We start from the raw sequence: 24,514 nt of genomic DNA, 5'->3' as shown, positions 1-24,514 counted from the left end.
AAACCCGCAGGTCAGCAACATCGCCCAGCAGGCAAGGGAGCCCAAGCGCGCTACACCTGATGACCATCCGGAAACAGGTCGAACAACGTGTCGCCATCGGAGTAAATGCAGGTCAGCGAGCCTTTTCGGCAGGCTCCAGAATCGCCACGCACTCCACGTGGTGCGTCATCGGAAACAGGTCGAACGCCCGCAGCGTGCGCGGCCGGTACCCGCCCTCCCGGAAGTACGCCAGGTCGCGCGCGAGGGCCGCCGGGTCGCAGGCGACGTAGGCGATGCGGCGGGCGCCCAGCCCCGCCAGGTGTTTGACGGTCTGCTTGCCCGCGCCCGCGCGGGGCGGGTCCAGGACGATCAGGTCGGTTTCCGTGATGCGGGTGCGCGGGAGGACCTGGTCGACCTTGCCCTGTTCGATGCGGACCCGCGGCAGGTCCTTCAGGTTGTGGCGGGCGTCCTCGACCGCGCGCTTGCCGGACTCGATGCCGAGCACCGCGCCGCTCTCGCCCACGCGCTCCGCGATCGCCCCGGCGAACAGGCCGACCCCGCAGTAGAGATCGAGCGCGGTCTCGCCCTTCCTCGGCATCAGGCCCTGCATCACGGCCTCGACCAGGAGTTGGGGGGCCTGCGGGTGCACCTGCCAGAAGCCGCCCATGCCGACCCGGTACGTACGGCCGTCGGCGCGCTCGCGGACGAAGGCGCGGCCGTGGACGCGGTGCACCCCGCCGTCGTGCTCCTCCACCCGCAGGACGGAGACGGGCTTGTCCAGCTCCACCAGCGGGAGCCGGCCGCCCTCACGCGGGGTGAGGATGACCTGGCGGTCGCCGGAGCCGGAGGCCGCGATGGCTTCCACCGAGGCGATCTGGGGCCATTCCCGCCGCTCGACACCGAGTTCGCTGACGCCCTCCGTGGCGATCATGCAGTGGTCGACGGGCTCCACGTCGTGCGAGCGATGCTTGCGCAGCCCGGCGCGGCCCTTCTCGTCGACCGCGTACTGCACGCGCGAGCGCCACGCCGGCACCTCGCCCGCCGGGAGTTTGTCGCCGGGCGCGGGCATGACCGTACCGTCCCAGCCGGCCTCCTCCGGGGTGAGTCCGGCGAGCCGCTGGAGCTGCTCCGCGATGACCTCCCCCTTGAAGCGGCGCTGCGCGCCCGGCTTGGCATGCTGCCAGTCGCAGCCGCCGCACCGGCCCGGGCCCGCGTACGGGCAGGGCGCCTCGACCCGGTCCTTGGACGCGCCGAGGATCTCCACGGCGTCGGCGCGCAGGTAGCGCGAGTCCGCCTCGCCCTCCGTCACCCGGGCGCGGATCCGCTCGCCCGGCAGGGCGTGCCGTACGAAGAGCACCCGGCCCTCGTCGGTACGGGCGATGCAGTGACCGCCGTGGGCGACGGGGCCCACCTCGACCTCGTACTCCTCCCCGATCAGCGAAGCCTGCGGTTCTGTGCTCATGACGGGGTGGCTCCAAAAGATCCGAGGGGATGAGCCGGCGCGTGGACGGCCGGGCGGCAGCCCACCAGTCTACGTGCCGGGCCCGGCGCCGCCGGACGGCCGGGACCACGCCCGCCGGACGGCCGGGACCACGCATCGGACGGCCGGGACCGCCCGCCGGAGGACTGGGACGCCCCGGCCCTCCGGCCGCACGCGCCCCGTCACTCCCCCGCGCCGTGGTCCTTCACCCGCGTGTCGACCGGGCCGCGGCGGACGGCGCCCGGCGCGTTGTACATTCCGCGCCGCTTCGCCCGCTGCTTCGCCAGCTCCGAGGATTCGAGCTGGTAGGGCACCGAGGTGACCATCACGCCCGGCGTGAAGAGCAGCCTCCCCTTGAGCCGCAGGGCGCTCTGGTTGTGCAGGAGGTGCTCGTACCAGCGCCCGACGACGTACTCCGGGATGTAGATGCTGATCGCGTCGCGCGGATTCTCGGTGCGCAGTCCGCGGACGTACTCGATGACCGGCCGGGTGATCTCCCGGTACGGGGAGTCGAGGATCTTCAGCGGCACGTTGATGCCGCGCCGCTCCCACTCCTCCCTCAGCGCCTTCGTCTCCGCCGTGTCGACGTTGATGGAGAGCGCCTCCAGGGTGTCCGAGCGCATCAGCTTGGCGTAGCCGAGGGCGCGCAGCGTGGGCTTGTGGAGCTTGGAGACCAGCACGATGGAGTGCACGCGCGAGGGCCGTACGGTGTCGGCGGCCGAGTCCTCGTCGGCGGCGATCTCCGCGGAGACCCGGTCGTAGTGCCGGCGGATCGCGGTCATCGTGCCGTAGAAGATCACCATCCCGAGCAGGGCGACCCACGCCCCGTGGGTGAACTTGGTGGCGAGGACGACGATCAGCACCAGCCCGGTGAAGAAGGCGCCGAAGGTGTTGATGGCCCGGGAGCGCACCATGTGGCGGCGCTTGGCGGCGTTCCGCTCGGTCCGCAGATGGCGGTTCCAGTGCCGGACCATGCCGGTCTGGCTGAGCGTGAACGACACGAACACCCCGACGATGTACAGCTGGATCAGCCGCGTCGAGTCGGCCCCGTACACGACGACGAGCAGCGCGGCGGCCCCGGCCAGCAGCACGATGCCGTTGGAGAAGGCGAGCCGGTCGCCGCGGGTGTGGAGCTGGCGGGGGAGATAGCGGTCCTGCGCGAGGATCGAGCCGAGCAGCGGGAAGCCGTTGTACGCGGTGTTCGCGGCCAGGAAGAGGACGAGCGCGGTGGCCGCGGCCAGGAGGACGAAGAAGAACGTCCCGCTGCCGAAGACGGCGGCGGCGACCTGGGAGATCACCGGGTTCTGGACATAGCCGGAACCGACCGGAACTCCGCCGTTCAGCAGGTCGGTGGCCGGGTTCTCGGCCATCTTCACGTCGGTGGCCATGGCCAGCCCGATGATGCCGCAGAACATGGTGACGGCGAGGCCGCCCATCAGGGCGAGCGTGGTCGCCGCGTTCCTGCTCTTGGGCTTGCGGAAGGCGGGGACGCCGTTGCTGATGGCCTCGACGCCGGTCAGCGCCGCGCAGCCGGAGGAGAAGGCCCGCAGCAGCAGGAAGACCAGGGCGAATCCGGCGAGCCCCTGATGCTCGGGCTTGATCTGGAAGTCGGCGGTGGGCGCCCGCATGGACTCGCCGAGGACGAGCCCGCGGAAGGCCCCCCAGGCGATCATGATGAAGACGCCGCCGACGAAGACGTAGGTGGGGATCGCGAAGAGCTTGCCCGACTCGCGTACGCCGCGCAGGTTCATCAGGGTGAGCAGCACGATGACGGCGACGGCGCAGAGCACCTTGTGCTCGACGACGAAGGGGATCGCGGAGCCGAGGTTCTCGATGCCGGAGGCGATCGACACGGCGACGGTCAGCACGTAGTCGACGAGCAGCGCGCTCGCGACGGTGAGGCCGGCCTTGGGGCCGAGGTTGGTGGTGGCGACCTCGTAGTCGCCGCCACCGCTCGGGTACGCGTGCACGTTCTGCCGGTACGAGGCCACGACGGTGAACATCAGGACGACGACGGCCAGGGCGATCCACGGGCTGAAGTGGTACGCCGAGACCCCCGCGATGGAGAGGACCAGGAGCACCTCTCCGGGCGCGTACGCCACCGAGGACAGCGGGTCGGAGGCGAAGACGGGCAGGGCGATGCGCTTGGGGAGGAGGGTCTCCCCGAGCTTGTCGCTGCGCAGCGCCCGCCCGATCAGGATCCGTTTGGGCACGTCGGTCAGTTTGGACACGGAAGGGATCGTATGCGTTCGAACAGTGACGTGTGCGGGCACCACCCTCATCTTGACGCGGTGTGCTCCACCACGCCCCGGGGCGCCGCCCCGCGGTGTCGGCGGAGGTGGACGGGGAGCGCGGCAAGGCCGTTCATGACCATGGACGGTGCCCTGGTCAGGCTCTGCTCGGGCACCGCCGGGCGGAGCCCCGGGGAACCGGTCGAGCAGCGCCCGGAACACTGTGCGGGCCGCCGCGGGCCCGGATTGACCGGGCACCGGCCCGCCGTAGGTCCCTCGGTCATTACCGATACGTTGGTCCCGGGCAAGGGCGGGCGCCGCCACCCGGTCCCCGGGAAGGGACCGGGCCGGGATCCCCGGCATGATGGTGCCCGGCGGCTCACCAACCGGCCGCCGCCGTTGCCCGGCAAGCCGAAAGAGAGACATGAGCAAGACATTTACGCAGGTCAGAGCACCTGCGGGGAGTGTGGTGTAGGGCCGTGCATATCGTCATCATGGGCTGCGGCCGGGTGGGCGCCGCACTCGCGCAGAACCTGGAGCAGCAAGGGCACACGGTCGCCGTCATCGACCAGGACCCCACCGCGTTCCGCCGGCTCGGCTCCGGCTTCGGCGGCCGTCGCGTCAGCGGTGTCGGCTTCGACCAGGACACCCTGCGCGAGGCGGGCATCGAGGACGCCGGCGCGTTCGCCGCGGTGAGCAGCGGCGACAACTCCAACATCATCGCCGCCCGGGTGGCCCGCGAGATGTTCGGCATCGAGAACGTCGCGGCCCGTATCTACGACCCGCGCCGGGCCGAGGTCTATCAGCGGCTCGGGATCCCGACGGTGGCGACGGTCCGCTGGACCGCCGACCAGATGATGCGCCGTCTGCTGCCGTCCGGCGCGGAGCCGCTGTGGCGCGATCCGAGCGGTGGCGTACAGCTCGCCGAGGTCCACACGTCGGAGAGCTGGATCGGTCACAAGATCAGCAGGCTCCAGGAGGAGACGGGCGTCCGCGTGGCCTTCCTCACCCGGCTGGGTGAGGCGATGCTGCCGACGTCGCAGACGGTGCTCCAGGAGGGCGACCTCGTCCACGTGATGATGCGTACGGACGACATCGGGAAGGTCGAGGCGGCATTCGCCGAGGGCCCGGACGGAGGCGGGATCTGATGCGTGTCGCGATTGCCGGGGCAGGAGCGGTGGGCCGCTCCATCGCGGGCGAGCTGCTGGAGAACGGGCACGAGGTGCTGCTGATCGACAAGGCGCCGACCGCCATCTCGGTGGAGCGGGTGCCGCTCGCCGAGTGGCTGCTGGCGGACGCCTGCGAGATCACCTCGCTGGACGAGGCGGCGCTCCAGCGCTGCAACGTGGTGATCGCCGCGACCGGGGACGACAAGGTCAACCTGGTCGTGTCGCTGCTCGCCAAGACGGAGTACGGCGTGCCGCGGGTGGTCGCCCGCGTCAACAACCCCAAGAACGAGTGGCTGTTCAACGAGGCGTGGGGCGTCGATGTCGCGGTCTCGACGCCGCGGCTGATGTCCGCGCTGGTGGAGGAGGCGGTGAGCGTCGGCGATCTCGTACGGCTGCTCCGCTTCAGCCACGGCGACGCCAACCTGGTCGAGCTGACGCTGCCGCCGGAGTCGGCGGTGACCGGGACTCAGGTCGGCTCGGTGAGCTGGCCGGAGGACACCTCGCTGGTGACGATCATCCGGGGTACGCGGGTGCTGACGCCCCATCCGGAGGAGACGCTGGAGGCCGGCGACGAGCTGCTGTTCGTGGCGGCGCAGGCGCGCGAGGAGCAGTTGGAGGACCTGCTGTCCGTACGCCGCGAGGACACCGCGGACTGACGGCCCCTCCCGTACGCACGAAGGCGCCCGCGCGCAAACGTACCCACGAAGGCACATGCCTTCGTGGGTACGTCAGGTATCGGGAGCAGCGAGCAGGTACGAGACCGCGGCACCGTACGTCCGTACGGAGGGTCCCTACCGCCGGTGCCGGGCCGGGCCCCGCTCGCCGGTCACCGCCGCCGCCGCCGCAGCGCGCTCCTTCTCGGCCTGTTCCTCCGCCTCCATCTCGGCGAAGACATCGATCGGCGGGGGCGCCTTCGCCAGGAAGACCCAGGTCAGATAGACCGCCAGCAGGAACGGGGGGATCTTGAGCGAGATCAGCACCCAGCCGAGCTGCGCCGTGTCCGCCCACCAGTAGAGCGGGAAGAGGATCGCGCACTTGGTGAGCAGGATCAGCCCCCACGCCCAACTGGCCTTGGCGTACGCCTTCTTGCGGCCGGGGTTACGGGTGCGCCAGGAGAGGTTCTCCTTGAAGACCGGGCCCAGGATCAGCCCGATCAGCGGCACGCCCGCCAGCGTGGTGATGATGTAGGCGAGCGCGAGCCCCAGTGTGTAGAGCATGCCGGGGAGGTAGAAGTCCTTGGCGTTGCCCGTCATCATCGCGAAGACGACACCGAAGGCGACGCCGAAGACCCCGCTGAAGGCGTGCTTGACGGTGTCCCGGCGGACCAGCCGGACCACCACCAGCAGCAGCGAGACGGCGAGCGCCGCGATCGCCGAGGTGTGCAGGTCCTTGTTGACGGTGTAGATCGTGACGAAGAGCAGGCCGGGAAGGACCGTCTCCACCATGCCGCGTACGCCGCCGAACGCCTCGAAGAGCGCCGCCTCCGTGACGGCTTTCACATCACCGTCCTGGTCGGGCGAGGGGGGTGCGGACGATGCGGGGGAAACGGTCGGGGCGGTGGGCTTGTCGGGTGACGTCACCGGCTACTCCTGTCCGAGCGGTCGGAGTTCGTATTTGGGGTTGAACAGCACGCGGCGGCCGTGGCTCAGGGAGATCCGGCCGGAGGCGATCAGCTTGCGGCCCGGCTCTATGCCCATGATGGAACGCCGGCCCAGCCACACCACGTCCAGCGGCGCGGTGCCGTCGAACAGCTCCGCCTCCAGCGCGGGCACACCGGCCCGGGGTCGCAAGGTGACCGTCCGCAACGTACCAGTCACCCGGACGATCTGGCGGTCGTCGCACTCGGCGATCCGGGTGCACCCGGACGCCTGTGCGTCCTCCCTCAGCTCCTCGGACTCCAGGTCCTCCTGGGAGCTGGAGAGCCGGTCGAGCATCCGGCGGAAGCGGCCGGTCGGCTTCTCAGCACTCATGTCTGAAGGGTACCGGGGGACGGGTGCGACAGAAGGACGTACGGAGGCCACGGATCACCCGGCCCGCTCTCCGGTACCGGGGGGGATCCGGCCCCCCGTACCGGATCAGTTCCGTATCGGTACCGGATCAGCGTTCGAAGCGGTAGCCCATGCCCGGCTCCGTGACGAAGTGCCGGGGGTGCGAGGGGTCCGTCTCCAGCTTCCGCCTGAGCTGGGCCATGTAGACCCGCAGGTAGTTGGTCTCGGTGCCGTACGAGGGACCCCAGACCTCCTGGAGGAGCTGTTTCTGGCTGACCAGCCGGCCCGAGTTCCGTACCAGGACCTCCAGCAGGTGCCATTCGGTCGGGGTGAGCCGTACGTCACGGCCCTCGCGGTGCACCTTCTTGGCCGCGAGATCGACGGTGAACCCCGCCGTCTCGACCACCGCGACGGTCTCGTCGCCGTCCCCGCCGAGCGGTTCGGCCCGGCGGACCGCGGCGCGCAGCCGGGCCAGCAGTTCGTCCATGCCGAACGGCTTGGTGACGTAGTCGTCGGCGCCCGCGTCGAGCGCCTCGACCTTCTCGTCGGACGTGTGGCGCGCGGAGAGCACCAGGATCGGGACGCGCGTCCAGCCGCGCAGGCCCTTGATCACCTCGACGCCGTCCATGTCCGGCAGCCCGAGGTCGAGGACGACCACGTCGGGGTGGCGGGCCGCCGCGAGTTCCAGCGCGGTCGTGCCGTCCGAGGCCGCGTCCACCTCGTACTTGCGCGCCCTCAGATTGATCACGAGGGCCCGTACGATCTGTGGCTCGTCGTCGACCACGAGCACCCGGGTCATAGAGGTCCGCCTTTCTGCTGTCCCGGTCATGAGCCGACCCGGGCGGGAGATTCGGGGCGGGCCGGCACGGGGCCGGCCGCCGCGGAGAGGGTGAGCACCATGGTCAGGCCGCCGCCGGGGGTGTCCTCGGCGGCGAGGGTGCCGCCCATCGCGTCCACGAAGCCGCGGGCGACGGCGAGCCCGAGGCCGACGCCGGCCCCGCGCGGGGCGTCGCCGTGGCGCTGGAAGGGTTCGAAGATGCGTTCCTTGGCGTCCTCGGGGACGCCGGGGCCCCGGTCCACCACCCGTACCTCGACCCGGGCGCCGAGGGCGCTGGCGGCGACGGTGACGCGCCGCCCCTCGGGGCTGTACTTGACGGCGTTCTCGACGATGTTGGCGACCGCGCGCTCCAGCAGCCCGGGGTCGACGGCCACCATGGGCAGCGATTCGGGGATGTCCAGTTCCACGCTGTTCTCCGGTACGCCGCCGAGCGCCATCGGGACGACCTCGTCCAGGTCGATCTCGCGCATCAGCGGGGTGACGGTGCCGGTCTGGAGCCGGGACATGTCGAGGAGGTTGCCCACGAGGTGGTCGAGCCGGTCGGCGCCGTGCTCGATGCCCTCCAGCAGTTCCGCCTGGTCCTCCTCGGACCATTCGACGTCGTCGGAGCGGAGCGAGGAGACCGCGGCCTTGATGCCGGCCAGCGGGGTGCGCAGATCGTGGCTGACGGCCGCGAGCAGCGCGGTACGGATGCGGTTGCCCTCGGCGAGCGCGCGGGCCTGTTCGGCCTCGCCGACCAGCCGCTGGCGGTCGAGCACGACGGCGGCCTGCGTGGCGAACGCGGCGAGCACCCGGCGGTCCTCGGCCGGCAGCACCCGCCCGGAGAGCGCCAGCGCCATGTGGTCGCCGACCGGCATGTCGACATCGGCGTCCTCGGGCCGGCCGACGGGCTGGGGGCCCACGCTGCCCGCGCAGGTCCACGGGTCGACATCGCTCTTGCGTTCGAGCAGCGCCACGGACTCCATGGCGAAGGTCTCGCGGACCCGCGCCAGCAGCGCGTCCAGCGCCGTCTCCCCGCGCAGCACGCTGCCCGCGAGGAAGGAGAGGATCTCGGACTCGGCCCGCAGCCGGGAGGCCGTATGGGTACGGCGGGCCGCCAGGTCCACCACGGAGGCCACCGCCACGGCCACCGCGAAGAAGATCACGATGGCGACGAGGTTCTTGGGGTCGGCGACGGTCAGGTTGTGGGTGGGCGGCGTGAAGTAGAAGTTGAGCAGCATCGACCCCACGGCCGCCGATGCGAGCGCCGGCCGCAGCCCGCCCAGCAGGGCGGCCAGCACGGTCAGGAAGAGGAAGAGCAGGACGTCGTTGGCGAGCCCCAGGGTGTTGTTCATCGCTGTCAGCAGCACCGAGAGCAGGACGGGCGCCACGACCCCGGCCAGCCAGCCCCAGATGATCCGGGAGCGGCCGAGGCGGGCGCCGCGCGCGACGGGCAGTCCGCGACCCTTGGCGGCCTCCTCGTGCGTGACGATGTGCACGTCCAGGTCGGGCCCCGACTCCCGCGCCACGGTCGCGCCCACGCCGGGGCCGAAGATGTACTGCCAGGTCTTGCGGCGGCTGGAGCCCAGCACGATCTGGGTGGCGTTGACGCCGCGCGCGAACTCCAGCAGCGCGGAGGGGATGTCGTCGCCGATCACATGGTGGAAGGTGCCGCCGAGGTCCTCGACCAGGGTGCGCTGGACCGCAAGTTCCTTGGGCGAACCGGCCGTGAGTCCGTCGCTGCGGGCGATGTAGACGGCGAGGATCTCGCTGCCCGACCCCTTGGCCGCCATCCGGGCCGCGCGGCGGATCAGCGTACGGCCCTCGGGGCCGCCGGTCAGGCCGACGACGATGCGCTCGCGGGCCTGCCAGGTGGTACGGATGTTGTGCTCGCCGCGGTACTGCTGGAGGTATTCGTCCACCCGGTCGGCGACCCACAGCAGCGCCAGCTCACGCAGCGCGGTGAGGTTGCCGGGCCGGAAGTAGTGGGAGAGCGCGGCGTCGACCTTGTCGGGCTTGTAGACGTTGCCGTGGGCCATCCGGCGGCGCAGCGCCTGGGGCGACATGTCGACCAGTTCGATCTGGTCGGCCCGCCGGACCATCTCGTCGGGGACGGTCTCGCGCTGCCGTACCCCGGTTATCGACTCGACGACGTCACCGAGCGATTCCAGGTGCTGGATGTTGACGGTGGAGACGACCTCTATGCCGGCCTTGAGCAGTTCCTCGACGTCCTGCCAGCGCTTGGCGTTGCGGGAACCGGGCACATTGGTGTGCGCCAGCTCGTCGACCAGTGCGACGGTGGGGCGGCGCTCCAGGACGGCGTCGACGTCCATCTCGGTGAAGACGGTCCCGCGGTACTCCAGCGCGCGCCGCTCGACCGCCTCCAGGCCGTGCAGCATCACTTCCGTACGCGGCCGGTCGTGGTGCTCGACGAACGCGACGACACAGTCCGTGCCCCGCTCCACCCGGCGGTGGGCCTCGGAGAGCATCGCGTACGTCTTGCCGACGCCCGGTGCCGCGCCCAGGTAGATCCGAAGCTTGCCGCGTCCCATGGCCCCATTGTCTTCCAGAAGAGCCGGCGCGCCCGGCGTCCGGCTGTCCGGTAGAAACTACCGCCGGTGACGACGTGCGCGGGCTCCGCGAGGGGGCCCGAGGCCGGTTTTGACACGATTCTGACGGCGCCCGGCGAGGCCCCGGCGGGGCGGGCCCGGGGCCGCGTCCGCTCCGGCCGCGTTCCCAGCACTCCCGGCACCACCGGCGCCCGCCGCCCGCCATCACCGCCCGCCGCCCGGCCGGGCACGCGAGGAGGGCCGCCCCCTGTGCGGGAGACGGCCCTCCTCGGGTCCGTGCGGGTGCCGGGGCGCCCGGGCCGGCGGCGCACCTCGGCGGGTTCAGCGCGCCTCGGTGGTTCAGCGCACCTCGGTGGTTCAGCGCACCTCGGTGATCTCGGGACCGCGCTGGAGCTGTCCCATGCCGCCGGAGAAGCGTGAGCTCTCCTGGTCCTCCTGCTGGACGCCCTCGGCGACCATCTGCGCGTCGTCCGGGAGCTTGAGGACGATCGGGTCGCGGGGGGCCATCGGGCCCTCCCCGCGCACGACGACGGTGTCCCGGAAGATCTGCTCCAGCAGCCCGGCGGCCTCGGGCTGCACCGCGCCCTGGCCGGAGATCACCCCGCGCAGGAACCAGCGCGGTCCGTCGACCCCGATGAAGCGCACGAGCTGCACGCCTCCGGTGCCGTCGGGGAGCTGTACGGGAACCTGGGCGCGCAGCTCCCAGCCCAGCGGACCCTCGACCTCGTCGATGATGCCGCCCTGCTGGGTGATGCCCGTGGCGATCTCCTCGCGGACCTCGCCCCAGATGCCCTCCTTCTTGGGCGCGGCGAAGGCCTGGAGCTGTACGGCGCTGTCCCGTACGACGACCGTGGCGGCGACGATCGCGTCACCGGCGACCTCTACGCGCAGTTCCATGCCCTCGACGGCAGGGACGAAGATGCCCCCGAGGCCGACCCGGCCCTCGTCGGGCCTGGAGACCTCGGAGATGTCCCAGGGGCCGTCGGGCCGGGGCGCCGGCGGAAGGTTCGTACGACGGGGCGCGGGCTCCGCGCTGTCGTCGGCGTCGGCCGCGTCCGCGGCGGCCGCGGCGTCTGCGCCGTCGACACCTTCGAACTGCTCGGTCTCGCCCGCTGCCTCCGCCTCGTCCTTGGCGGAACCACTTTTCTTGCGACGTCCGAACACGTCACTGTCCTTCCCGGTCGGATACGACCGAAGCGTATCGATTCCCACCCTGTACCCCGCCCACGGCGGCATGGCCGCCGGTGGACCCGAAGCCCCCCTCGGCCCGCGCGGAACCGGGAAGCTCCGCCACCTCGTGGAAGCGCACCTTCTCGACCTGCTGAACGATGAGTTGGGCAATCCGGTCGAACCGCTCGAACCGCACGCTCTCGCGGGGGTCCAGATTGACCACGATCACTTTGATCTCCCCACGGTACCCGGCATCCACCGTCCCGGGGGCATTCACCATCGCGACCCCGCAGCGGGCGGCGAGCCCGGAGCGCGGGTGCACGAAGGCGGCGTAGCCGTCGGGCAGGGCGAGGGAGATGCCCGTCGGCAGGACGGCGCGCTCACCGGGGGCCAGCTCGGCGGCCTCGGTGGTGACCAGATCGGCCCCCGCGTCCCCGGGGTGCGCGTACGCGGGCAGCGGTACGTCGGGGTCGACGCGGCGAATCAGTACGTCAACGGGGCCACCGGGCACAGGGCTCATGGGTTCACCTCTACTACGGCGCGGGCGCGCCCGACCTCTGCGAACAACGCGTCCGCCCGGACGGCGACGGGCCCGTCGGGGCCGCCGAGCCGGCCCGCGGCGGTGGAGTAGATCTTCCGCCGGTGCACCGCGATGACCTCGGCCTCCAGGTGCAGCAGCGCCCCGACGGGCACGGGCCGTACGTACTCGGTCTGGAGCCGGCCGGTGACGGAGTCGGTCCCCAGCAGCCAGTTCAGCGCGCCCAGCGTCTCGTCCAGCGCCGTGGCGAGCACGCCGCCGTGGGCGAGGCCCGGAGCGCCCTGGTGGGCGGGTCCGACGGAGAACTCGGCGGTGACCCGCACGCCCTCACCGGCGCGCACGACGAGCCGGAGTCCGTGCCGCTGTCCCTCGCCGCAGCCGAAACACTGGTCGTTGTGCGCCCCGAGCCGCTCACCGGGGGCGGGCGCGTCGGGGTGCCGTACCGGCGGTACGGCGTCGGCGGGGGGCGCAAGGGACCCCGGCGCCGCTCGGAGTCCGGGGGGCGTCCCCTGGGATGGCACGTTACTCACAGGCGCAGACCTTACCCGCGCGGTCGCCGCGAGGAGGCACCGTGCCAAGCTTGGCTCCATGGAGCCTTCCCCCGCGCGTTACGACGAACGCCTCACCGCACCCCCTGCCTGGTGGGGCATCGCCGCCCTGCTCGCCGTCGCGGGCGGCCTGATGACACTGCCACTGGGCGCGCTGCCGATGCTCGGCGGGGTGATCGTCGCGGGCGCACTGGCGGCGGCCGGGGTGAGCGCCTACGGATCCGCCCGGATCCGCGTGGTGGCGGACTCGCTGGTCGCGGGGGACGCGCGGATCCCCGTGTCGGCGCTCGGCACGGCCGAGGTGCTGGATCCCGAGGAGGCGCGGGCCTGGCGGCTGGAGAAGGCCGACCCGCGCGCCTTCATGCTGCTGCGCAGCTATGTGCCGACGGCGCTGCGGGTGGAGGTCACGGATCCGGACGACCCGACGCCGTACGTCTACCTGTCGACCAGGACCCCGCAGGCGCTGGCCGCGGCGCTGGACGCGGTGCGTACGGGCTGAGACCCGGCGGACGGCGCCCTGCCCGGCCCTACTGGCCCAGTTCCCTGGGCAGGCCCGGGGGCAGCTCGTCCGGCCGTTCCAGGGGCGGCTGGGCGGGCAGCGCGTCCCAGGGCACCTGGCGGGCCCGCAGGTCCTTGCGGACGTGTTCGGCGACCTTCTTGGTGTCCCGCCGGTTCATCAGGGCGCCGACGGCGGCCCCGATCATGAAGGGGACCAGGTTCGGCAGGCTGCGGACCATGCGCTTGGTGATCTGGTGGCGCAGCTCGCGCTTCATGGGGCCGCTGAGCGCGCCGTTGAACGTCGACGGTTTGGTGATGTCGACGCCGCGCTCCTGGGTCCAGGACGTCAGATAGGCGGCGCTGCGCTGCCTGAGCGTGCCGGGCGGGCGCTGTCCGTAGACCTCGTGCAGCTCCGCGATGAGCTTGAACTCGATCGCGGCGACGGCGGTGATCTCGGCGGCCAGCTCGGCCGGCATCGCGGGCGGTACGGGCATCATCGCGGCGGCGCCGACGCCCGCCCCGACGGTCGAGCTGCTGTTCGCGGCGCCCGCGATCAGCTTGTCCGCCAGTTCCTCGGGGCCGAGGCCCGGGAACTGGCCGCGCAGGGTCGCGAGGTCGCGGACCGGGATCCGGGGTGCGTTCTCGATGATCCGGTCGGCGACGAACGCGAGGGCCGCCTTGGCTCCGTCACTCCCCTTGCGCACGCCCCGTTTCACGCCGTCCAGGCGCCGGCCCCCGGTCGTGGGGCCGCCGTGGTCGTCCCGGACGGCTTCGAGCGAGGCCGGCCGGCCTCGCTCGTCCTCGTGCGCGCCGTGCTGGGGCAGCAGGGCGGAGTGCTCGGCAGCGGGCTGAACGCCTTCCGCCGGGCCTGAGCCGCCCTGATACGTATCCGTTGCCTCCGGAGCGTTCTTGCGCCGGAAGCGCCGTTTCCGGAACGGTGTGTCGCCTGCCACGGCCTGTCAGACCTCAGTCGCAGTCGCGGCAGATGGGCTGACCGTTCTTCTCCCTGGCGAGCTGGGAGCGGTGGTGCACGAGGAAGCAGCTCATGCACGTGAACTCGTCGGCCTGCCGGGGCAGGACCCGGACGGACAGCTCCTCGTTGGAGAGGTCCGCGCCGGGCAGTTCCAGGCCCTCGGCCTGCTCGAACTCGTCGACGTCGACCGCCGAGGTCGACTTGTCGTTCCGACGGGCCTTCAGTTCCTCAAGGCTGTCCTGGTCGACGTCGTCATCGGTCTTGCGTGGGGTGTCGTAATCCGTTGCCATGTCGTCGCTCTCCCCCTCTGGGTTCTGTAGTGTCTCAGCGCACGTAACGCGTGAGAGGCCGGACTTGTGCCCGACCTGAGGCGGAGATTTTGCCTCACATCAAGGTCTGTTACTCAATCGACACCCAACCGGACTCCTGAGGAGTGATCGGCGTCGGGTGGCGAAGGGGACCGTACACGGTCCCTCGTTCCCCTCGCACGGGCGCCACCCCGTGTACTTCCCGTGATCCCGGCCCCCGGAAACCCGGACTTTACCGGCCATCCGACGAAGGCTTGATCACACAGAGTCGACGGGCGGGAATTCGCCCCTGTGATCGATCACACAGGGACCCGCCGGAAATCGACGCCGAATATTCCGCGCAAAGCGAACAAAGTTCTCCGGCGCGTGAATACCGAGCGCAGTCTCTCAGACCGGGAGAGTGACACGCATCACCAGTCCACCTCCCTCACGCGGCTCCGCGGCGATCCGCCCGCCGTGGGCACGGGCGACCGAACGGGCGATCGACAGACCGAGTCCCACGCCCTTGTCGCTGCCGGTCCGCTCCGTACGCAGACGCCGGAACGGCTCGAAGAGGTTGTCGATCTCGTACGCGGGCACCACGGGCCCCGTGTTCGACACCACCAGGACCGCCTGGCCCTGCTGCAGCTCGGTGCTGACCTCCACCCAGCCGTCCTCCTGGATGTTGTACCGCACGGCGTTCTGCACCAGGTTCAGGGCGATCCGCTCCAGCAGGACGCCGTTGCCCTGGACGACCGCGGGGACGCACTCCGAGCGGATCTCCACGCCCTTCGCCTCCGCCTCGGCGAGCGCCTGGTCGACGGCGCGGGTGGCGACCTCCGCGAGGTCGACCGGTTTGCGCTCCACGAGCTGGTTGTCGCTGCGGGCGAGCAGCAGCAGCCCCTCCACCAGCTGTTCGCTGCGCTCGTTGGTCGCCAGAAGGGTCTTTCCGAGCTGCTGGAGCTCCACAGGGGCCCCCGGATCGGAGAGGTGGACCTCCAGGAGGGTCCGGTTGATCGCGAGCGGCGTACGGAGCTCGTGCGACGCGTTGGCGACGAAGCGCTGCTGCGCGGTGAAGGCGCGCTCCAGCCGCTCCAGCATCTCGTCGAAGGTGTCGGCGAGCTCCTTCAGCTCGTCGTCCGGGCCGTCCAGCTCGATCCGGCGGGCCAGGTCGGTGCCGACCACGCGGCGCGCGGTGCGGGTGATCCGGCCCAGCGGCGACAGCACCCGCCCGGCCATCGCGTAGCCGAAGGCGAACGCGATGACACTCAGCCCGACCAGCGCGAAGAGCGAGCGGCTCAGCAGGTCGTCGAGCGCCTGCTGGCGCTGGTGGTTGACGCAGGCGTTCATGGCCGTGTTGAACTGGTCGGGCGGCGCCTGGTCCGGGAAGTTGCAGGTGTCGCTCCGTACCTTGCCGCTCACGATCTGGAAGGGCAGTTCACTGCCCACGTGCAGGGCCTGGGCGGCCAGCAGGTAGATGATCGAGAGCAGCAGGATGCCCGCGATCAGGAACATCCCGCCGTAGAGCAGCGTCAGCCGTATACGGATGGTGGGCCGGACCCAGGGGAGCGACTGGTCGGGCTTTCTCGGGTCCCAGGTCGGCTTCGGAGGCGCCGCGGGCGGCGCCGGAGTAGTGGCCACCGGCATCAGATCCGGTAGCCGGAGCCGGGCACCGTGACGATCACGGGCGGCTCACCGAGCTTGCGCCGCAGGGTCATGACCGTCACGCGGACGACATTGGTGAACGGGTCGGTGTTCTCGTCCCACGCCTTCTCCAGCAGCTGCTCGGCCGAGACGACCGCGCCCTCGCTGCGCATCAGGACCTCCAGGACCGCGAACTCCTTGGGCGCGAGCTGGATCTCCCTGCCGTCGCGGAAGACCTCGCGGCGGTTGGGGTCGAGCTTGATCCCCGAGCGCTCCAGGACGGGCGGCAGCGGCACCGTCGTGCGCCGTCCCAGGGCCCTGACCCGGGCGGTCAGCTCGGTGAACGCGAAGGGCTTGGGCAGATAGTCGTCCGCGCCCAGCTCCAGGCCCTCGACCCGGTCGCTGACGTCGCCCGAGGCGGTCAGCATCAGGACCCGGGTGGGCATCCCCAGCTCGACGATCTTGCGGCAGACGTCGTCGCCGTGCACGACGGGAAGATCGCGGTCGAGCACCACCACGTCGTAGTCGTTGACCCCGATCCGCTCCAGGGCCGCCGCACCGTCGTACACGACGTCGACGGCCATGGCCTCCCGGCGCAGTCCGGTGGCCACCGCATCGGCGAGCAGTTGCTCGTCCTCGACGACGAGTACGCGCACGTCGATCTTCCTTCCTCTTGGCCCGTCTCCCGTGATCAGGGCAGGTTCCAGCACTCGTTGTGCGGGCCCATCCTGCCCGTATCGGCCATAAACCGGCGGTAAGACGATGCCGGGTGACCAGGCACGTCCGGGCCGGTGCCGGATTGATGGAGTCAGGGAGGTTTCTCGGGGACGGACCCTGGGGAAGACGACTTCACACCCGAGATCACGCCCTGTTTGTGGCATGCCACACCCTTATCTGCCCACCGGATAACTGTCACTCCAGAAGACAGTGGGCGCCTGATCTTCCCGCCGTCGGCACACCCCCGTGCCACTGACCCACGACGAGGGGGCGCAATGGACGCGTTCACCGCCGGGCTTCTCCAGCGTATAAAGGCCACGGAAACAGACCTCACCCGTGCACGTGAGACGGGTGACGACTTCCTCGCGGATGTCGAACAGGAAGAGCTGGACGACCTGCGCCGGCTCGCCGCCGAGCACGGTGTGGAGGTCGGCGCCGCCAGCGTCTGACCCGATGCACCGCGTCGTACCGGACACCCCGGACACCGCCGCTCCGACACTACTCGCACAGATTTACGAAATATCAGAGCCGTAAACGATCTGCAGAGAAGGGCCCCGGCACCGAGGGGACGGTGCCAGGGCCCTTCCGTGTTCCGGGGCCCGCGGGCCCCGGTCAGTCGTGCCAGGCCCCGTACTCCTCCAGCAGCTCCTGGAGGGGCTCGAAGACGCCCGGCGTGGCCGCCACGGTGAGCTCGAATCCCGGCCGGGTACCGGGGCGGCCACCCGTACGGGCGCCCGCTTCCCGGGCGATGAGATCACCGGCCGCGAGGTCCCAGGGGTGCAGCCCCCGCTCGTAGTAGCCGTCCAGCCGGCCGGCTGCCACGTCGCAGAGGTCGATGGCCGCCGAGCCGCTGCGCCGGATGTCCCGCAATTGCGGGATCAGCCGCTGGGCGATCTCCGCCTGGTGGGCGCGGACGGTGGTGACGTAGTTGAAGCCGGTGGAGACCAGCGCCCGCTCCAGCGGCGGGGCTGCGCTGCAGCGCAGCGGACGGTCGCCCAGGAAGGCGCCGCCGCCGCGCACGGCGCGGAAGGTCTCACGGCGCATCGGGGCCTCCACGACGCCCACCAGCGGCTCCCCGTCGCGCTCGGCGGCGATGGAGACGGCCCAGGTGGGCAGCCCGTAGAGGTAGTTGACGGTGCCGTCCAGCGGGTCGATGACCCAGCGGACACCGCTGCTGCCCGCCGTGCTGGCGCCCTCCTCGCCGAGGAAGCCGTCGTCGGGGCGGTGCTCCGCGAGATAGCCGGTGATCAGCTTCTCGGCGGCGATGTCCATCTCGGTGACGACATCGATGGGGCTGGACTTCGTGGCGGCGACGGTCAGATCGTCGGGGCGGCCGTCGCGCAGCAGCGCGCCGGCCCGGCGGGCCGCCTCCAGGGCGAGCGCGAGCAGTTCACCGGTGAGGGCGTCGGTCACAGCGGGCTCCTTCAGGCGTACGGGCTGTCGGCGCCCGCGGCGGCGGGCTTGGGGGCGCGGGCCGGGCAGCAGCCCGCCGGGCAGAGGTCGTGGCTCGGGCCCAGCGCGCCGAGGGCGCACCGCTCCACGGCGCGGCCGCGCTCGGTCGCGGCCCGCTCCAGGAGGAGATCGCGTACGGCGGCGGCGAACCGCGGATCCGCGCCGACGGTGGCCGAGCGGCGTACGGGCAGCCCCAGCTCGGCGGCCTTGGCGGTGGCCTCCGTGTCGAGGTCGTACAGGACTTCCATGTGGTCGGAGACGAAGCCGATGGGAGCCATCACGACGGCGGGGACGCCCTCGGCGCTCAGCGTCTCCAGGTGGTCGCAGATGTCCGGCTCCAGCCAGGGGATGTGCGGGGCGCCGCTGCGCGACTGGTAGACGAGCCGCCAGGGGTACGCGATCCCGGTCTCCGCCTGGACGGCGGCCACCACCAGCCGGGCGACGTCGAGGTGCTGGGCGACATAGGCACCGCCCTCGCCGTGCCCCTCGGCCGGGCCCGAGGTGTCGGCCGACGCGGTCGGGATGGAGTGGGTGGTGAAGGCGAGATGCGCCCCCGCCCGTACGTCCTCGGGCAGATCGGCGAGCGAGGCGAGCACGCCGTCGATCATGGGTTCCAGGAAGCCCGGGTGGTTGAAGTAGTGGCGCAGCTTGTCCACGCGCGGCGGCTCGATCCCCTCGCCGGCCAGGGTGGCGAGGGCGGCGGCCAGGTCCTCGCGGTACTGCCGGCAGCCCGAGTACGAGGCGTACGCGCTGGTGGCGAGGACCGCGACGCGGCGCCGTCCGTCGGCGGCCATCTCCCGGAGGGTGTCGGTGAGATACGGCGCCCAGTTGCGGTTGCCCCAGTAGACCGGCAGGTCGAGGCCGTGCCCGGCGAAGTCCTTGCGCAGCGCGTCCAGCAGCACCCGGTTCTGTTCGTTGATCGGGCTGACCCCGCCGAACAGGAAGTAGTGCCGGCCGACCTCCTTGAGCCGTTCCTTCGGGATGCCCCGGCCACGGGTGACGTTCTCCAGGAACGGAACCACGTCGTCCGGGCCTTCCGGGCCGCCGAAGGACAGCAGGAGCAGGGCGTCGTAGGGCGAAGTCGCCGACTGTTCGGACATGCTCCGATCCTGCCATCCGCCCCGGTACGCCGGGCACGGAGCCCGCCGGAAAACCGGGGGCGCGCGGCGGGCGGACTGCCGTAAGCTGCCGCGGCCAGATTCATCGCTTACCGGAGCGTCCGTTGCCTGCGTTGCCCCGTTCCTACCACGCGCTGTTCGACGTTCCCGGTACACGGGGATTCAGTGCGGCCGGACTGATCGGCCGGATGCCGCTCGCCATGCTGAGCATCGGCGCCGTCACGATGATCTCCCAGCTCACCGGCAGGTACGGCCTCGCGGGCGCCGTCTCCGCGACGATGGCCATGTCGGCCGCGGTGTTCGGCCCGCAGATCTCCCGGCTGGTGGACCGGCACGGCCAGCGGCGGGTGCTGCGCCCGGCGACGCTGGTCTCGGTGACGGCGATCGCGGGGCTGCTGCTCTGTGCCCAGCGGGGCGCGCCCGACTGGACCCTGTTCGTCTTCGCGGCCGGGACGGGGTGCATGCCGAGCGTCGGGGCGATGGTGCGGGCGCGGTGGGCGGCGGTCCACCGGGACTCCCCGCGCGCGCTGCACACCGCGTACTCCTGGGAGTCGGTGGTCGACGAGATCTGCTTCATCTTCGGCCCGATCATCTCGATCGGGCTGTCGACGGCCTGGTTCCCCGAGGCGGGCCCGCTCGTCGCCGGGGTCTTCCTGGTGGTCGGCGTCCTGTGGCTGACGGCGCAGCGCGCCACCGAGCCCGTACCGCGGCCGCGTGCGGAGCACACCGGGGGTTCGGCGCTCGGCTCGGCCGGGCTGCGGGTGCTGGTGGCGACCTTCGTGGCGACCGGGGCGATCTTCGGCGCGGTGGACGTGGTCACGGTCGCCTTCGCCGAGGAGCGGGGGCACAAGGCCGCGGCGAGCCTGGTCCTGTCGGTCTACGCGCTGGGGTCCTGCTGCGCGGGCATGGTGTTCGGGCTGCTGCATCTCGCCGGTCCCCCGGCCCGGAGGTGGCTGGTGGGTGTCTGCGCGATGGCCGTGAGTATGATCCCCCTCCAACTGGCCGGGAGTCTCCCGCTCTTGGCCGTGGCGCTCTTTGTCGCGGGCCTGTCCATCGCACCGACGATGGTGACCACGATGGCCCTCGTCGAAGCGCATGTACCGCGCACCAAGCTGACCGAGGGCATGACCTGGACCAGTACCGGGCTCGCGGTCGGTGTGGCGCTCGGCTCGTCGGCCGCCGGCTGGGTGGTCGACGCCGCCGGGGCACGAGCGGGGTACAGGGTGCCCGTCGTGGCGGGCGCCGTCGCGGCCGCGGTGGCGTTCCTGGGGTATCGCCGGCTGCGTGAGCCGGTACGGAGGCGGGGAGGGCATGGGGCGGATGACCGGGGACCGGGCAGTCCTGAGGAGCACGACGACCATGAGCGCGTGGCGTAACTGGGCGGGAACCGTGACCGCCCGGCCCGCCCGCACGGTGTCCCCCTCCTCGGTCGAGGAGCTGGTCGGGGTGGTCCGCGCGGCGGCGGCCGACGGGCTGCGGGTCAAGGCGGTCGGCTCGGGGCACTCCTTCACCTCCGTCGCCGCCACGGACGGGGTGTTCGTACGGCCCGACCTGCTCACCGGCATCCGGGAGATCGACCGGACCGCGGGCACGGTGACGGTCGCGGCCGGCACCCCGCTCAAGCGCCTGAACACGGCGCTCGCCCGGGAGGGCCTGTCGCTGACGAACATGGGCGACATCATGGAGCAGACCGTCGCGGGCGCGACCTCCACCGGCACCCATGGCACCGGCCGCGACTCGGCTTCGATCGCCGCCCAGATCCGCGCGCTCGAACTGGTCACGGCGGACGGGACGGTGCTGCGCTGCTCGGCCGAGGAGAACCCGGAGATCTTCGCCGTCGCGCGGATCGGGCTCGGCGCGCTGGGCGTGATCACCGCGGTCACCTTCGCGGTGGAGCCGGTCTTCCTGCTGACGGCCCGTGAGGAGCCGATGACCTTCGACCGGGTCACGGCGGAATTCGATCAACACGTGGCCGAGAACGAGCACTTCGAGTTCTACTGGTTCCCGCACACCGGCAACTGCAACACCAAGCGCAACAACCGCAGCGCCGGTCCCGCAGCGCCGCCCGGCCGGGTCGCCGGGTGGGTCGAGGACGAACTCCTCTCCAACGGCGCCTTCCGGGTGGCGTGCGCGCTCGGCCGCGCGGTGCCCGCGACGATCCCCGCCCTCGCCCGCGTCTCCAGCCGCGCGCTCTCGGCCCGCACGTACACGGACATCCCCTACAAGGTCTTCACCTCCCCGCGCCGGGTGCGCTTCGTGGAGATGGAGTACGCGCTGCCGAGGGAGGCCGCGGTCGGCGCGCTGCGCGAGGTCAGGGCGATGCTCGAACGCTCACCGCTGAAGGTGAGTTTCCCGGTGGAGATACGGACGGCGCCCGCCGACGACATCGCGCTCTCCACGGCCTCGGGGCGGGAGACCGCGTACATCGCCGTGCACCTGTACCGGGGCACGCCGCACCGCTCGTACTTCACGGCGGTGGAGCGGATCATGACCGCGCACGGCGGCCGGCCGCACTGGGGCAAGATCCACACGCGGGACGCGGGGTATCTCGCCGCGGCGTACCCGCGCTTCGCGGAGTTCACGGTGGTACGGGACCGGCTCGACCCGGACCGGCTGTTCGGGAACGACTATCTGCGCCGGGTTCTCGGGGACTGACAAGACCTGATGCGCGCCGTACGCCTCCTCCCGCACCCGCTACCCGCCGGTGGGACCGCTGTCGCCGCCGGCGCCGGTGTCCGCCGTACCGGAGGGTGCCGGGGCCGGGGTGGACGAGGCGCCGGAGCCGCCGCCGGAATCCCGGGCGGGCCCCGAGGAGTCCGTCGGGGCCGGCGAGGACGGGGTGCCCGTCGGGTCGGTGCCGTTGCCCGTGCCTGTGCCGGTCCCGGTCCCGCTGTCCTTGGTCGTCCCGTCCTGCGCGGCGCCGCCGGACGGGGCGGGCGAGGTCCCGCTCCCCGGGGTGCCGCCCTGGTCGCCGCCGGCGCCCGTGCCGCTCCCGGTGTCGCCGGAGGGAGTGGACGCGGGCTCGGTCTCCGGGGCGGGGGCGGACCGGTGGCCACCGCCGCTCACCACGGATCCGACGGTCGTTCCCGTGCCGCCGCTCAGGCCCTGACCGGCGATCAGCTCGTATCCGGTGACGCCGGCCATCGCGACGCCGAAGACCACCCCGGCCGCCAGGACCGGCCGCTTCCAGCCGCGGAGGCGGGTGCCGTGGGTCGTGGCCCGGCTGAACTCCTCGTTCACGGGCGGCGCGGAGCCGAGGCCATCGCCCTCTCGACCCGGATCGCCCCGGTCCGGCGGTACCGGCACCTGCCGGCCGCCGGGCCTCGCCTGGACCGCCGCGACGCGGATCTGTTCCCCCGTACGGTGGAAGAAGTGCTGGAAGACCGAACCACCGCAGGTGGCCACGACGCTGACGACGCCCGCGCCGATGATCGTGCCGTACACGCCGAGCTGGGAGGCGAGCACCGCGGCGGCGACCGCGGCGAGCGCGCTGCCCGCGACCTGCGGCAGGCTGAGTTCGATCCGCTGCCTCTTACGGCGCCGTTCCTCCCGTTCACCCGCCGTGCCGCTTCCCGCCCTCTCGTCCGTTCGCGTACCGGTCGTCAGCCTCTGCTCCATCTGCGGCCCCTGCCTGCACATCTGTCCCACCTTGCACCAGGGAGTGACCTCTGAGCGAAGTGAATAGTTCCGCTTAGGTGGGTTCTGTGAAGCAAGACACCCGCGTCCGGCCGCTCGTGGACGGTACGGAGGGATCAACGCCCCGGTCCTGCGAGAACTCGGGCGGCGCGCCGGTCCACCCGGATGGCCCGAATGGAGTACTGTGGCGAGCCCTGGGGCCGGACTCCCTCATGGGGGTCCGGGACTAACGGGAAGGGGGCCGAACGTGGCACTCGATCCGGCGGAGCCGCGGCACCGCACGGGCGCCTGCTGCACGGAGTGACCAGGTTCGTCACTCCGCGTCGCAAAGGGTAACCGTGCCATCGGCGATCCAGGGCCCATGCCCGACACGCCGGGCAGCACGGAAAGGTTGTGGCAGGCTGCACCCGGGCAGGCCACACTCGACTAGCGGAAGCAGCGACGCACGTGACGTCGGCAGGCACCACCCGGGAGGTTCCCATGCCCGAACTGCGTGTCGTGGCCGTCTCCAACGACGGCACACGACTGGTGCTCAAGGCTGCCGACAGCACGGAGTACACGCTCCCCATCGATGAGCGGCTGCGCGCCGCCGTCCGCAACGACCGTGCGCGTCTGGGCCAGATCGAGATCGAGGTGGAGAGCCACCTCAGACCGCGTGACATCCAGGCGCGGATACGAGCCGGTGCCTCCGCCGAGGAGGTCGCGCAGCACGCCGGGATCCCGGTGGACCGGGTGCGCCGCTTCGAGGGCCCCGTGCTCGCGGAGCGCGCCTTCATGGCCGAGCGCGCCAGGAAGACCCCCGTGCGCCGCCCCGGCGAGAACACCGGACCCCAGCTCGGTGAAGCCGTACAGGAGCGGCTGACGCTGCGCGGCGCCGACAAGGAGACCGTGCAGTGGGACTCGTGGCGCCGTGACGACGGCACCTGGGAAGTCCTGCTGGTCTATCTGGTCGCGGGCGAGCCGCACTCGGCGAGCTGGACGTACGACCCGCCGCGGCGTCTCGTCCAGGCCGTCGACGACGAGGCGCGCGCGCTGATCGGCGACACGGACGACACCGTCGCCAAGGAGCCGAGCTTCCCGTTCGTACCGCGGATCGCGCGGCTGCCGCGCGACCGGCCGCTGGACCGTTCCCTCGACCGGCAGTTGGAGCGCCCCGTCGCCCCGGAGCCGGACGACGCCGACGAACGCGACTCGCTCACCAGCCTGCTGGAGGCCGTGCCGAGCTTCCGGGGCGACATGGTCGTACCCGAACGCCCCGCGCCGCCGGAGCCCGGGGGCGTGGACCCGGAGGACGAGCCGGACGCGGAGGAGCCGGTGGCGCCCGCCGCCTCCGCCGGGGCCGGATCGGCCTACGCGGACGTGCTGATGCCGCGCTCCGTGGCCGGTCACCGCGACCGGCTCACCGGTACGACGGACCGCCAGGCGGAGGCGGACGGCGTCCGCCCGGGACGGCGGGCCGCGGTGCCGAGCTGGGACGAGATCGTCTTCGGCACCCGTCGTAAGAAGCAGGACTGACAGGGTTCGCACACCCTCCTATACGCAGTCCGAGGGCTGGGGGGGGGGGGGCGCCGGGCGGGGAGGCCGGGGGGGGGGCGCGAACGCGGGCGCACGGGCCCCCCTGACCTCAACGGGTGCGGGGGGGGGGCCCGCGCCGGCCCCGCCCCCTCTCGGGGTCACCTGCTCCAGTCGTTGGCCTGGT

22 protein-coding genes and 1 pseudogene are annotated in these 24,514 nt (G+C 71.9%); 7 read left to right on the top strand and 16 right to left on the bottom strand.

All coding sequences use genetic code 11. The features are described 5' to 3' along the window. Nucleotides 1–112 precede the first annotated feature (112 nt). Together ACFXKG_RS22240 and ACFXKG_RS22235 are read right to left on the bottom strand one after the other, a co-directional pair. Nucleotides 113–1,441, bottom strand: coding sequence for a class I SAM-dependent RNA methyltransferase (locus tag ACFXKG_RS22240; protein ID WP_384841637.1), 1,329 nt, complete (start codon nt 1,439–1,441; stop codon nt 113–115). 200 nt (nt 1,442–1,641) lie between these two features. Next, complete coding sequence (locus tag ACFXKG_RS22235; protein ID WP_384841634.1) at nt 1,642–3,690, bottom strand: APC family permease; 2,049 nt, start codon at nt 3,688–3,690, stop codon at nt 1,642–1,644. A gap of 479 nt (nt 3,691–4,169) precedes the next feature. Between ACFXKG_RS22235 and ACFXKG_RS22230 the strand changes: the two genes are divergently transcribed. Next, on the top strand, nt 4,170–4,838 hold the full coding sequence (locus ACFXKG_RS22230) for a potassium channel family protein (protein ID WP_384841631.1): 669 nt from the start codon (nt 4,170–4,172) through the stop codon (nt 4,836–4,838). Next, on the top strand, nt 4,838–5,515 hold the full coding sequence (locus ACFXKG_RS22225) for a potassium channel family protein (protein ID WP_384841628.1): 678 nt from the start codon (nt 4,838–4,840) through the stop codon (nt 5,513–5,515). The genes ACFXKG_RS22230 and ACFXKG_RS22225 overlap by 1 nt, the downstream gene beginning before the upstream one ends. Before the next feature lie 135 nt (nt 5,516–5,650). Here the strand turns inward: ACFXKG_RS22225 and ACFXKG_RS22220 are convergent, their stop codons facing one another. From ACFXKG_RS22220 to ACFXKG_RS22190, 7 genes and pseudogenes are all read right to left on the bottom strand, one after another. Next, nucleotides 5,651–6,439: a DUF3159 domain-containing protein gene (locus ACFXKG_RS22220; RefSeq protein ID WP_384841625.1), complete on the bottom strand. Its 789-nt coding sequence runs from the start codon at nt 6,437–6,439 to the stop codon at nt 5,651–5,653. Nucleotides 6,440–6,442: 3 nt separating this feature from the next. Next, entirely contained in the window at nt 6,443–6,829 is a 387-nt protein-coding gene (locus tag ACFXKG_RS22215) for an OB-fold nucleic acid binding domain-containing protein (protein ID WP_365819143.1), read from the bottom strand. 127 nt (nt 6,830–6,956) lie between these two features. Then, complete coding sequence (locus tag ACFXKG_RS22210; protein ID WP_384841621.1) at nt 6,957–7,646, bottom strand: response regulator; 690 nt, start codon at nt 7,644–7,646, stop codon at nt 6,957–6,959. A 26-nt stretch (nt 7,647–7,672) separates the two neighbouring features. After that, nucleotides 7,673–10,216, bottom strand: a complete 2,544-nt coding sequence (locus ACFXKG_RS22205; protein ID WP_384841618.1) for an ATP-binding protein — start codon at nt 10,214–10,216, stop codon at nt 7,673–7,675. Between the two features lie 375 nt (nt 10,217–10,591). Next, a complete protein-coding gene (locus tag ACFXKG_RS22200; RefSeq protein ID WP_384841615.1) occupies nt 10,592–11,398 on the bottom strand; it encodes a DUF3710 domain-containing protein in 807 nt (268 codons plus the stop codon). A 1-nt stretch (nt 11,399) separates the two neighbouring features. Then, a complete protein-coding gene (dut, locus tag ACFXKG_RS22195) occupies nt 11,400–11,924 on the bottom strand; it encodes a dUTP diphosphatase (RefSeq protein WP_384841612.1) in 525 nt (174 codons plus the stop codon). A 32-nt stretch (nt 11,925–11,956) separates the two neighbouring features. Next, nucleotides 11,957–12,472: pseudogene (locus tag ACFXKG_RS22190) on the bottom strand (PaaI family thioesterase); the annotation flags it as partial. A gap of 58 nt (nt 12,473–12,530) precedes the next feature. Here ACFXKG_RS22190 and ACFXKG_RS22185 point away from each other — a divergent pair. Then, nucleotides 12,531–12,989, top strand: a complete 459-nt coding sequence (locus ACFXKG_RS22185) for a DUF3093 domain-containing protein (protein ID WP_384841609.1) — start codon at nt 12,531–12,533, stop codon at nt 12,987–12,989. Between the two features lie 28 nt (nt 12,990–13,017). Here ACFXKG_RS22185 and ACFXKG_RS22180 read toward each other — a convergent pair whose 3' ends face one another. The 4 genes from ACFXKG_RS22180 to ACFXKG_RS22165 all read right to left on the bottom strand — a co-directional run bounded on the left by ACFXKG_RS22180 (nt 13,018) and on the right by ACFXKG_RS22165 (nt 16,548). Next, nucleotides 13,018–13,941 carry a hypothetical protein gene (locus tag ACFXKG_RS22180; protein WP_384841606.1) on the bottom strand — a complete coding sequence of 308 codons (924 nt, stop codon included), beginning with the start codon at nt 13,939–13,941 and terminating at the stop codon, nt 13,018–13,020. Between the two features lie 13 nt (nt 13,942–13,954). Beyond that, nucleotides 13,955–14,251, bottom strand: a complete 297-nt coding sequence (locus tag ACFXKG_RS22175) for a DUF4193 domain-containing protein (RefSeq protein ID WP_030350183.1) — start codon at nt 14,249–14,251, stop codon at nt 13,955–13,957. Between the two features lie 405 nt (nt 14,252–14,656). After that, nucleotides 14,657–15,889, bottom strand: coding sequence for a sensor histidine kinase (locus ACFXKG_RS22170; RefSeq protein WP_384841603.1), 1,233 nt, complete (start codon nt 15,887–15,889; stop codon nt 14,657–14,659). A 5-nt stretch (nt 15,890–15,894) separates the two neighbouring features. Continuing rightward, nucleotides 15,895–16,548, bottom strand: coding sequence for a response regulator transcription factor (locus ACFXKG_RS22165; protein WP_365819160.1), 654 nt, complete (start codon nt 16,546–16,548; stop codon nt 15,895–15,897). Nucleotides 16,549–16,884: 336 nt separating this feature from the next. Here ACFXKG_RS22165 and ACFXKG_RS22160 point away from each other — a divergent pair, with 336 nt between their 5' ends. Next, nucleotides 16,885–17,058 carry a hypothetical protein gene (locus ACFXKG_RS22160; protein ID WP_365819162.1) on the top strand — a complete coding sequence of 58 codons (174 nt, stop codon included), beginning with the start codon at nt 16,885–16,887 and terminating at the stop codon, nt 17,056–17,058. Nucleotides 17,059–17,221: 163 nt separating this feature from the next. Here the strand turns inward: ACFXKG_RS22160 and ACFXKG_RS22155 are convergent, their stop codons facing one another. Continuing rightward, nucleotides 17,222–18,022 carry an inositol monophosphatase family protein gene (locus ACFXKG_RS22155; protein WP_384841600.1) on the bottom strand — a complete coding sequence of 267 codons (801 nt, stop codon included), beginning with the start codon at nt 18,020–18,022 and terminating at the stop codon, nt 17,222–17,224. 11 nt (nt 18,023–18,033) lie between these two features. Continuing rightward, nucleotides 18,034–19,161 carry a ferrochelatase gene (locus tag ACFXKG_RS22150; RefSeq protein ID WP_384841597.1) on the bottom strand — a complete coding sequence of 376 codons (1,128 nt, stop codon included), beginning with the start codon at nt 19,159–19,161 and terminating at the stop codon, nt 18,034–18,036. A gap of 131 nt (nt 19,162–19,292) precedes the next feature. Between ACFXKG_RS22150 and ACFXKG_RS22145 the strand changes: the two genes are divergently transcribed. Both ACFXKG_RS22145 and ACFXKG_RS22140 read left to right on the top strand, forming a co-directional pair. Further along, complete coding sequence (locus ACFXKG_RS22145) at nt 19,293–20,555, top strand: MFS transporter (RefSeq protein ID WP_384841954.1); 1,263 nt, start codon at nt 19,293–19,295, stop codon at nt 20,553–20,555. Continuing rightward, nucleotides 20,500–21,834, top strand: coding sequence for a D-arabinono-1,4-lactone oxidase (locus ACFXKG_RS22140; RefSeq protein WP_384841951.1), 1,335 nt, complete (start codon nt 20,500–20,502; stop codon nt 21,832–21,834). Before ACFXKG_RS22145 ends, ACFXKG_RS22140 begins: the two co-directional genes overlap by 56 nt. Nucleotides 21,835–21,873: 39 nt before the next feature. Here the strand turns inward: ACFXKG_RS22140 and ACFXKG_RS22135 are convergent, their stop codons facing one another. Continuing rightward, nucleotides 21,874–22,797, bottom strand: coding sequence for a hypothetical protein (locus ACFXKG_RS22135; protein ID WP_384841594.1), 924 nt, complete (start codon nt 22,795–22,797; stop codon nt 21,874–21,876). Between the two features lie 498 nt (nt 22,798–23,295). Between ACFXKG_RS22135 and sepH the strand changes: the two genes are divergently transcribed. Next, complete coding sequence (gene sepH / locus ACFXKG_RS22130) at nt 23,296–24,330, top strand: septation protein SepH (protein ID WP_382893497.1); 1,035 nt, start codon at nt 23,296–23,298, stop codon at nt 24,328–24,330. Nucleotides 24,331–24,514 lie beyond the last annotated feature (184 nt).

This window comes from Streptomyces sp. NPDC059255, assembly GCF_042752355.1.
In the GTDB taxonomy this organism is placed as follows: Bacteria; Actinomycetota; Actinomycetes; order Streptomycetales; family Streptomycetaceae; genus Streptomyces.
This window is presented reverse-complemented; position numbering and strand designations above follow the sequence as displayed.

Coding starts and splice junctions, on each gene's coding strand:
- ACFXKG_RS22240 (WP_384841637.1), bottom strand. CDS start 1,441: ATGAGCACAGAACCGCAGGCTTCGCTGATCGGGGAGGAGTACGAGGTC.
- ACFXKG_RS22225 (WP_384841628.1), top strand. CDS start 4,838: ATGCGTGTCGCGATTGCCGGGGCAGGAGCGGTGGGCCGCTCCATCGCG.
- ACFXKG_RS22215 (WP_365819143.1), bottom strand. CDS start 6,829: ATGAGTGCTGAGAAGCCGACCGGCCGCTTCCGCCGGATGCTCGACCGG.
- ACFXKG_RS22210 (WP_384841621.1), bottom strand. CDS start 7,646: ATGACCCGGGTGCTCGTGGTCGACGACGAGCCACAGATCGTACGGGCC.
- ACFXKG_RS22205 (WP_384841618.1), bottom strand. CDS start 10,216: ATGGGACGCGGCAAGCTTCGGATCTACCTGGGCGCGGCACCGGGCGTC.
- dut (WP_384841612.1), bottom strand. CDS start 11,924: ATGAGCCCTGTGCCCGGTGGCCCCGTTGACGTACTGATTCGCCGCGTC.
- ACFXKG_RS22185 (WP_384841609.1), top strand. CDS start 12,531: ATGGAGCCTTCCCCCGCGCGTTACGACGAACGCCTCACCGCACCCCCT.
- ACFXKG_RS22175 (WP_030350183.1), bottom strand. CDS start 14,251: ATGGCAACGGATTACGACACCCCACGCAAGACCGATGACGACGTCGAC.
- ACFXKG_RS22160 (WP_365819162.1), top strand. CDS start 16,885: ATGGACGCGTTCACCGCCGGGCTTCTCCAGCGTATAAAGGCCACGGAA.
- ACFXKG_RS22150 (WP_384841597.1), bottom strand. CDS start 19,161: ATGTCCGAACAGTCGGCGACTTCGCCCTACGACGCCCTGCTCCTGCTG.
- ACFXKG_RS22140 (WP_384841951.1), top strand. CDS start 20,500: ATGACCGGGGACCGGGCAGTCCTGAGGAGCACGACGACCATGAGCGCG.
- ACFXKG_RS22135 (WP_384841594.1), bottom strand. CDS start 22,797: ATGGAGCAGAGGCTGACGACCGGTACGCGAACGGACGAGAGGGCGGGA.
- sepH (WP_382893497.1), top strand. CDS start 23,296: ATGCCCGAACTGCGTGTCGTGGCCGTCTCCAACGACGGCACACGACTG.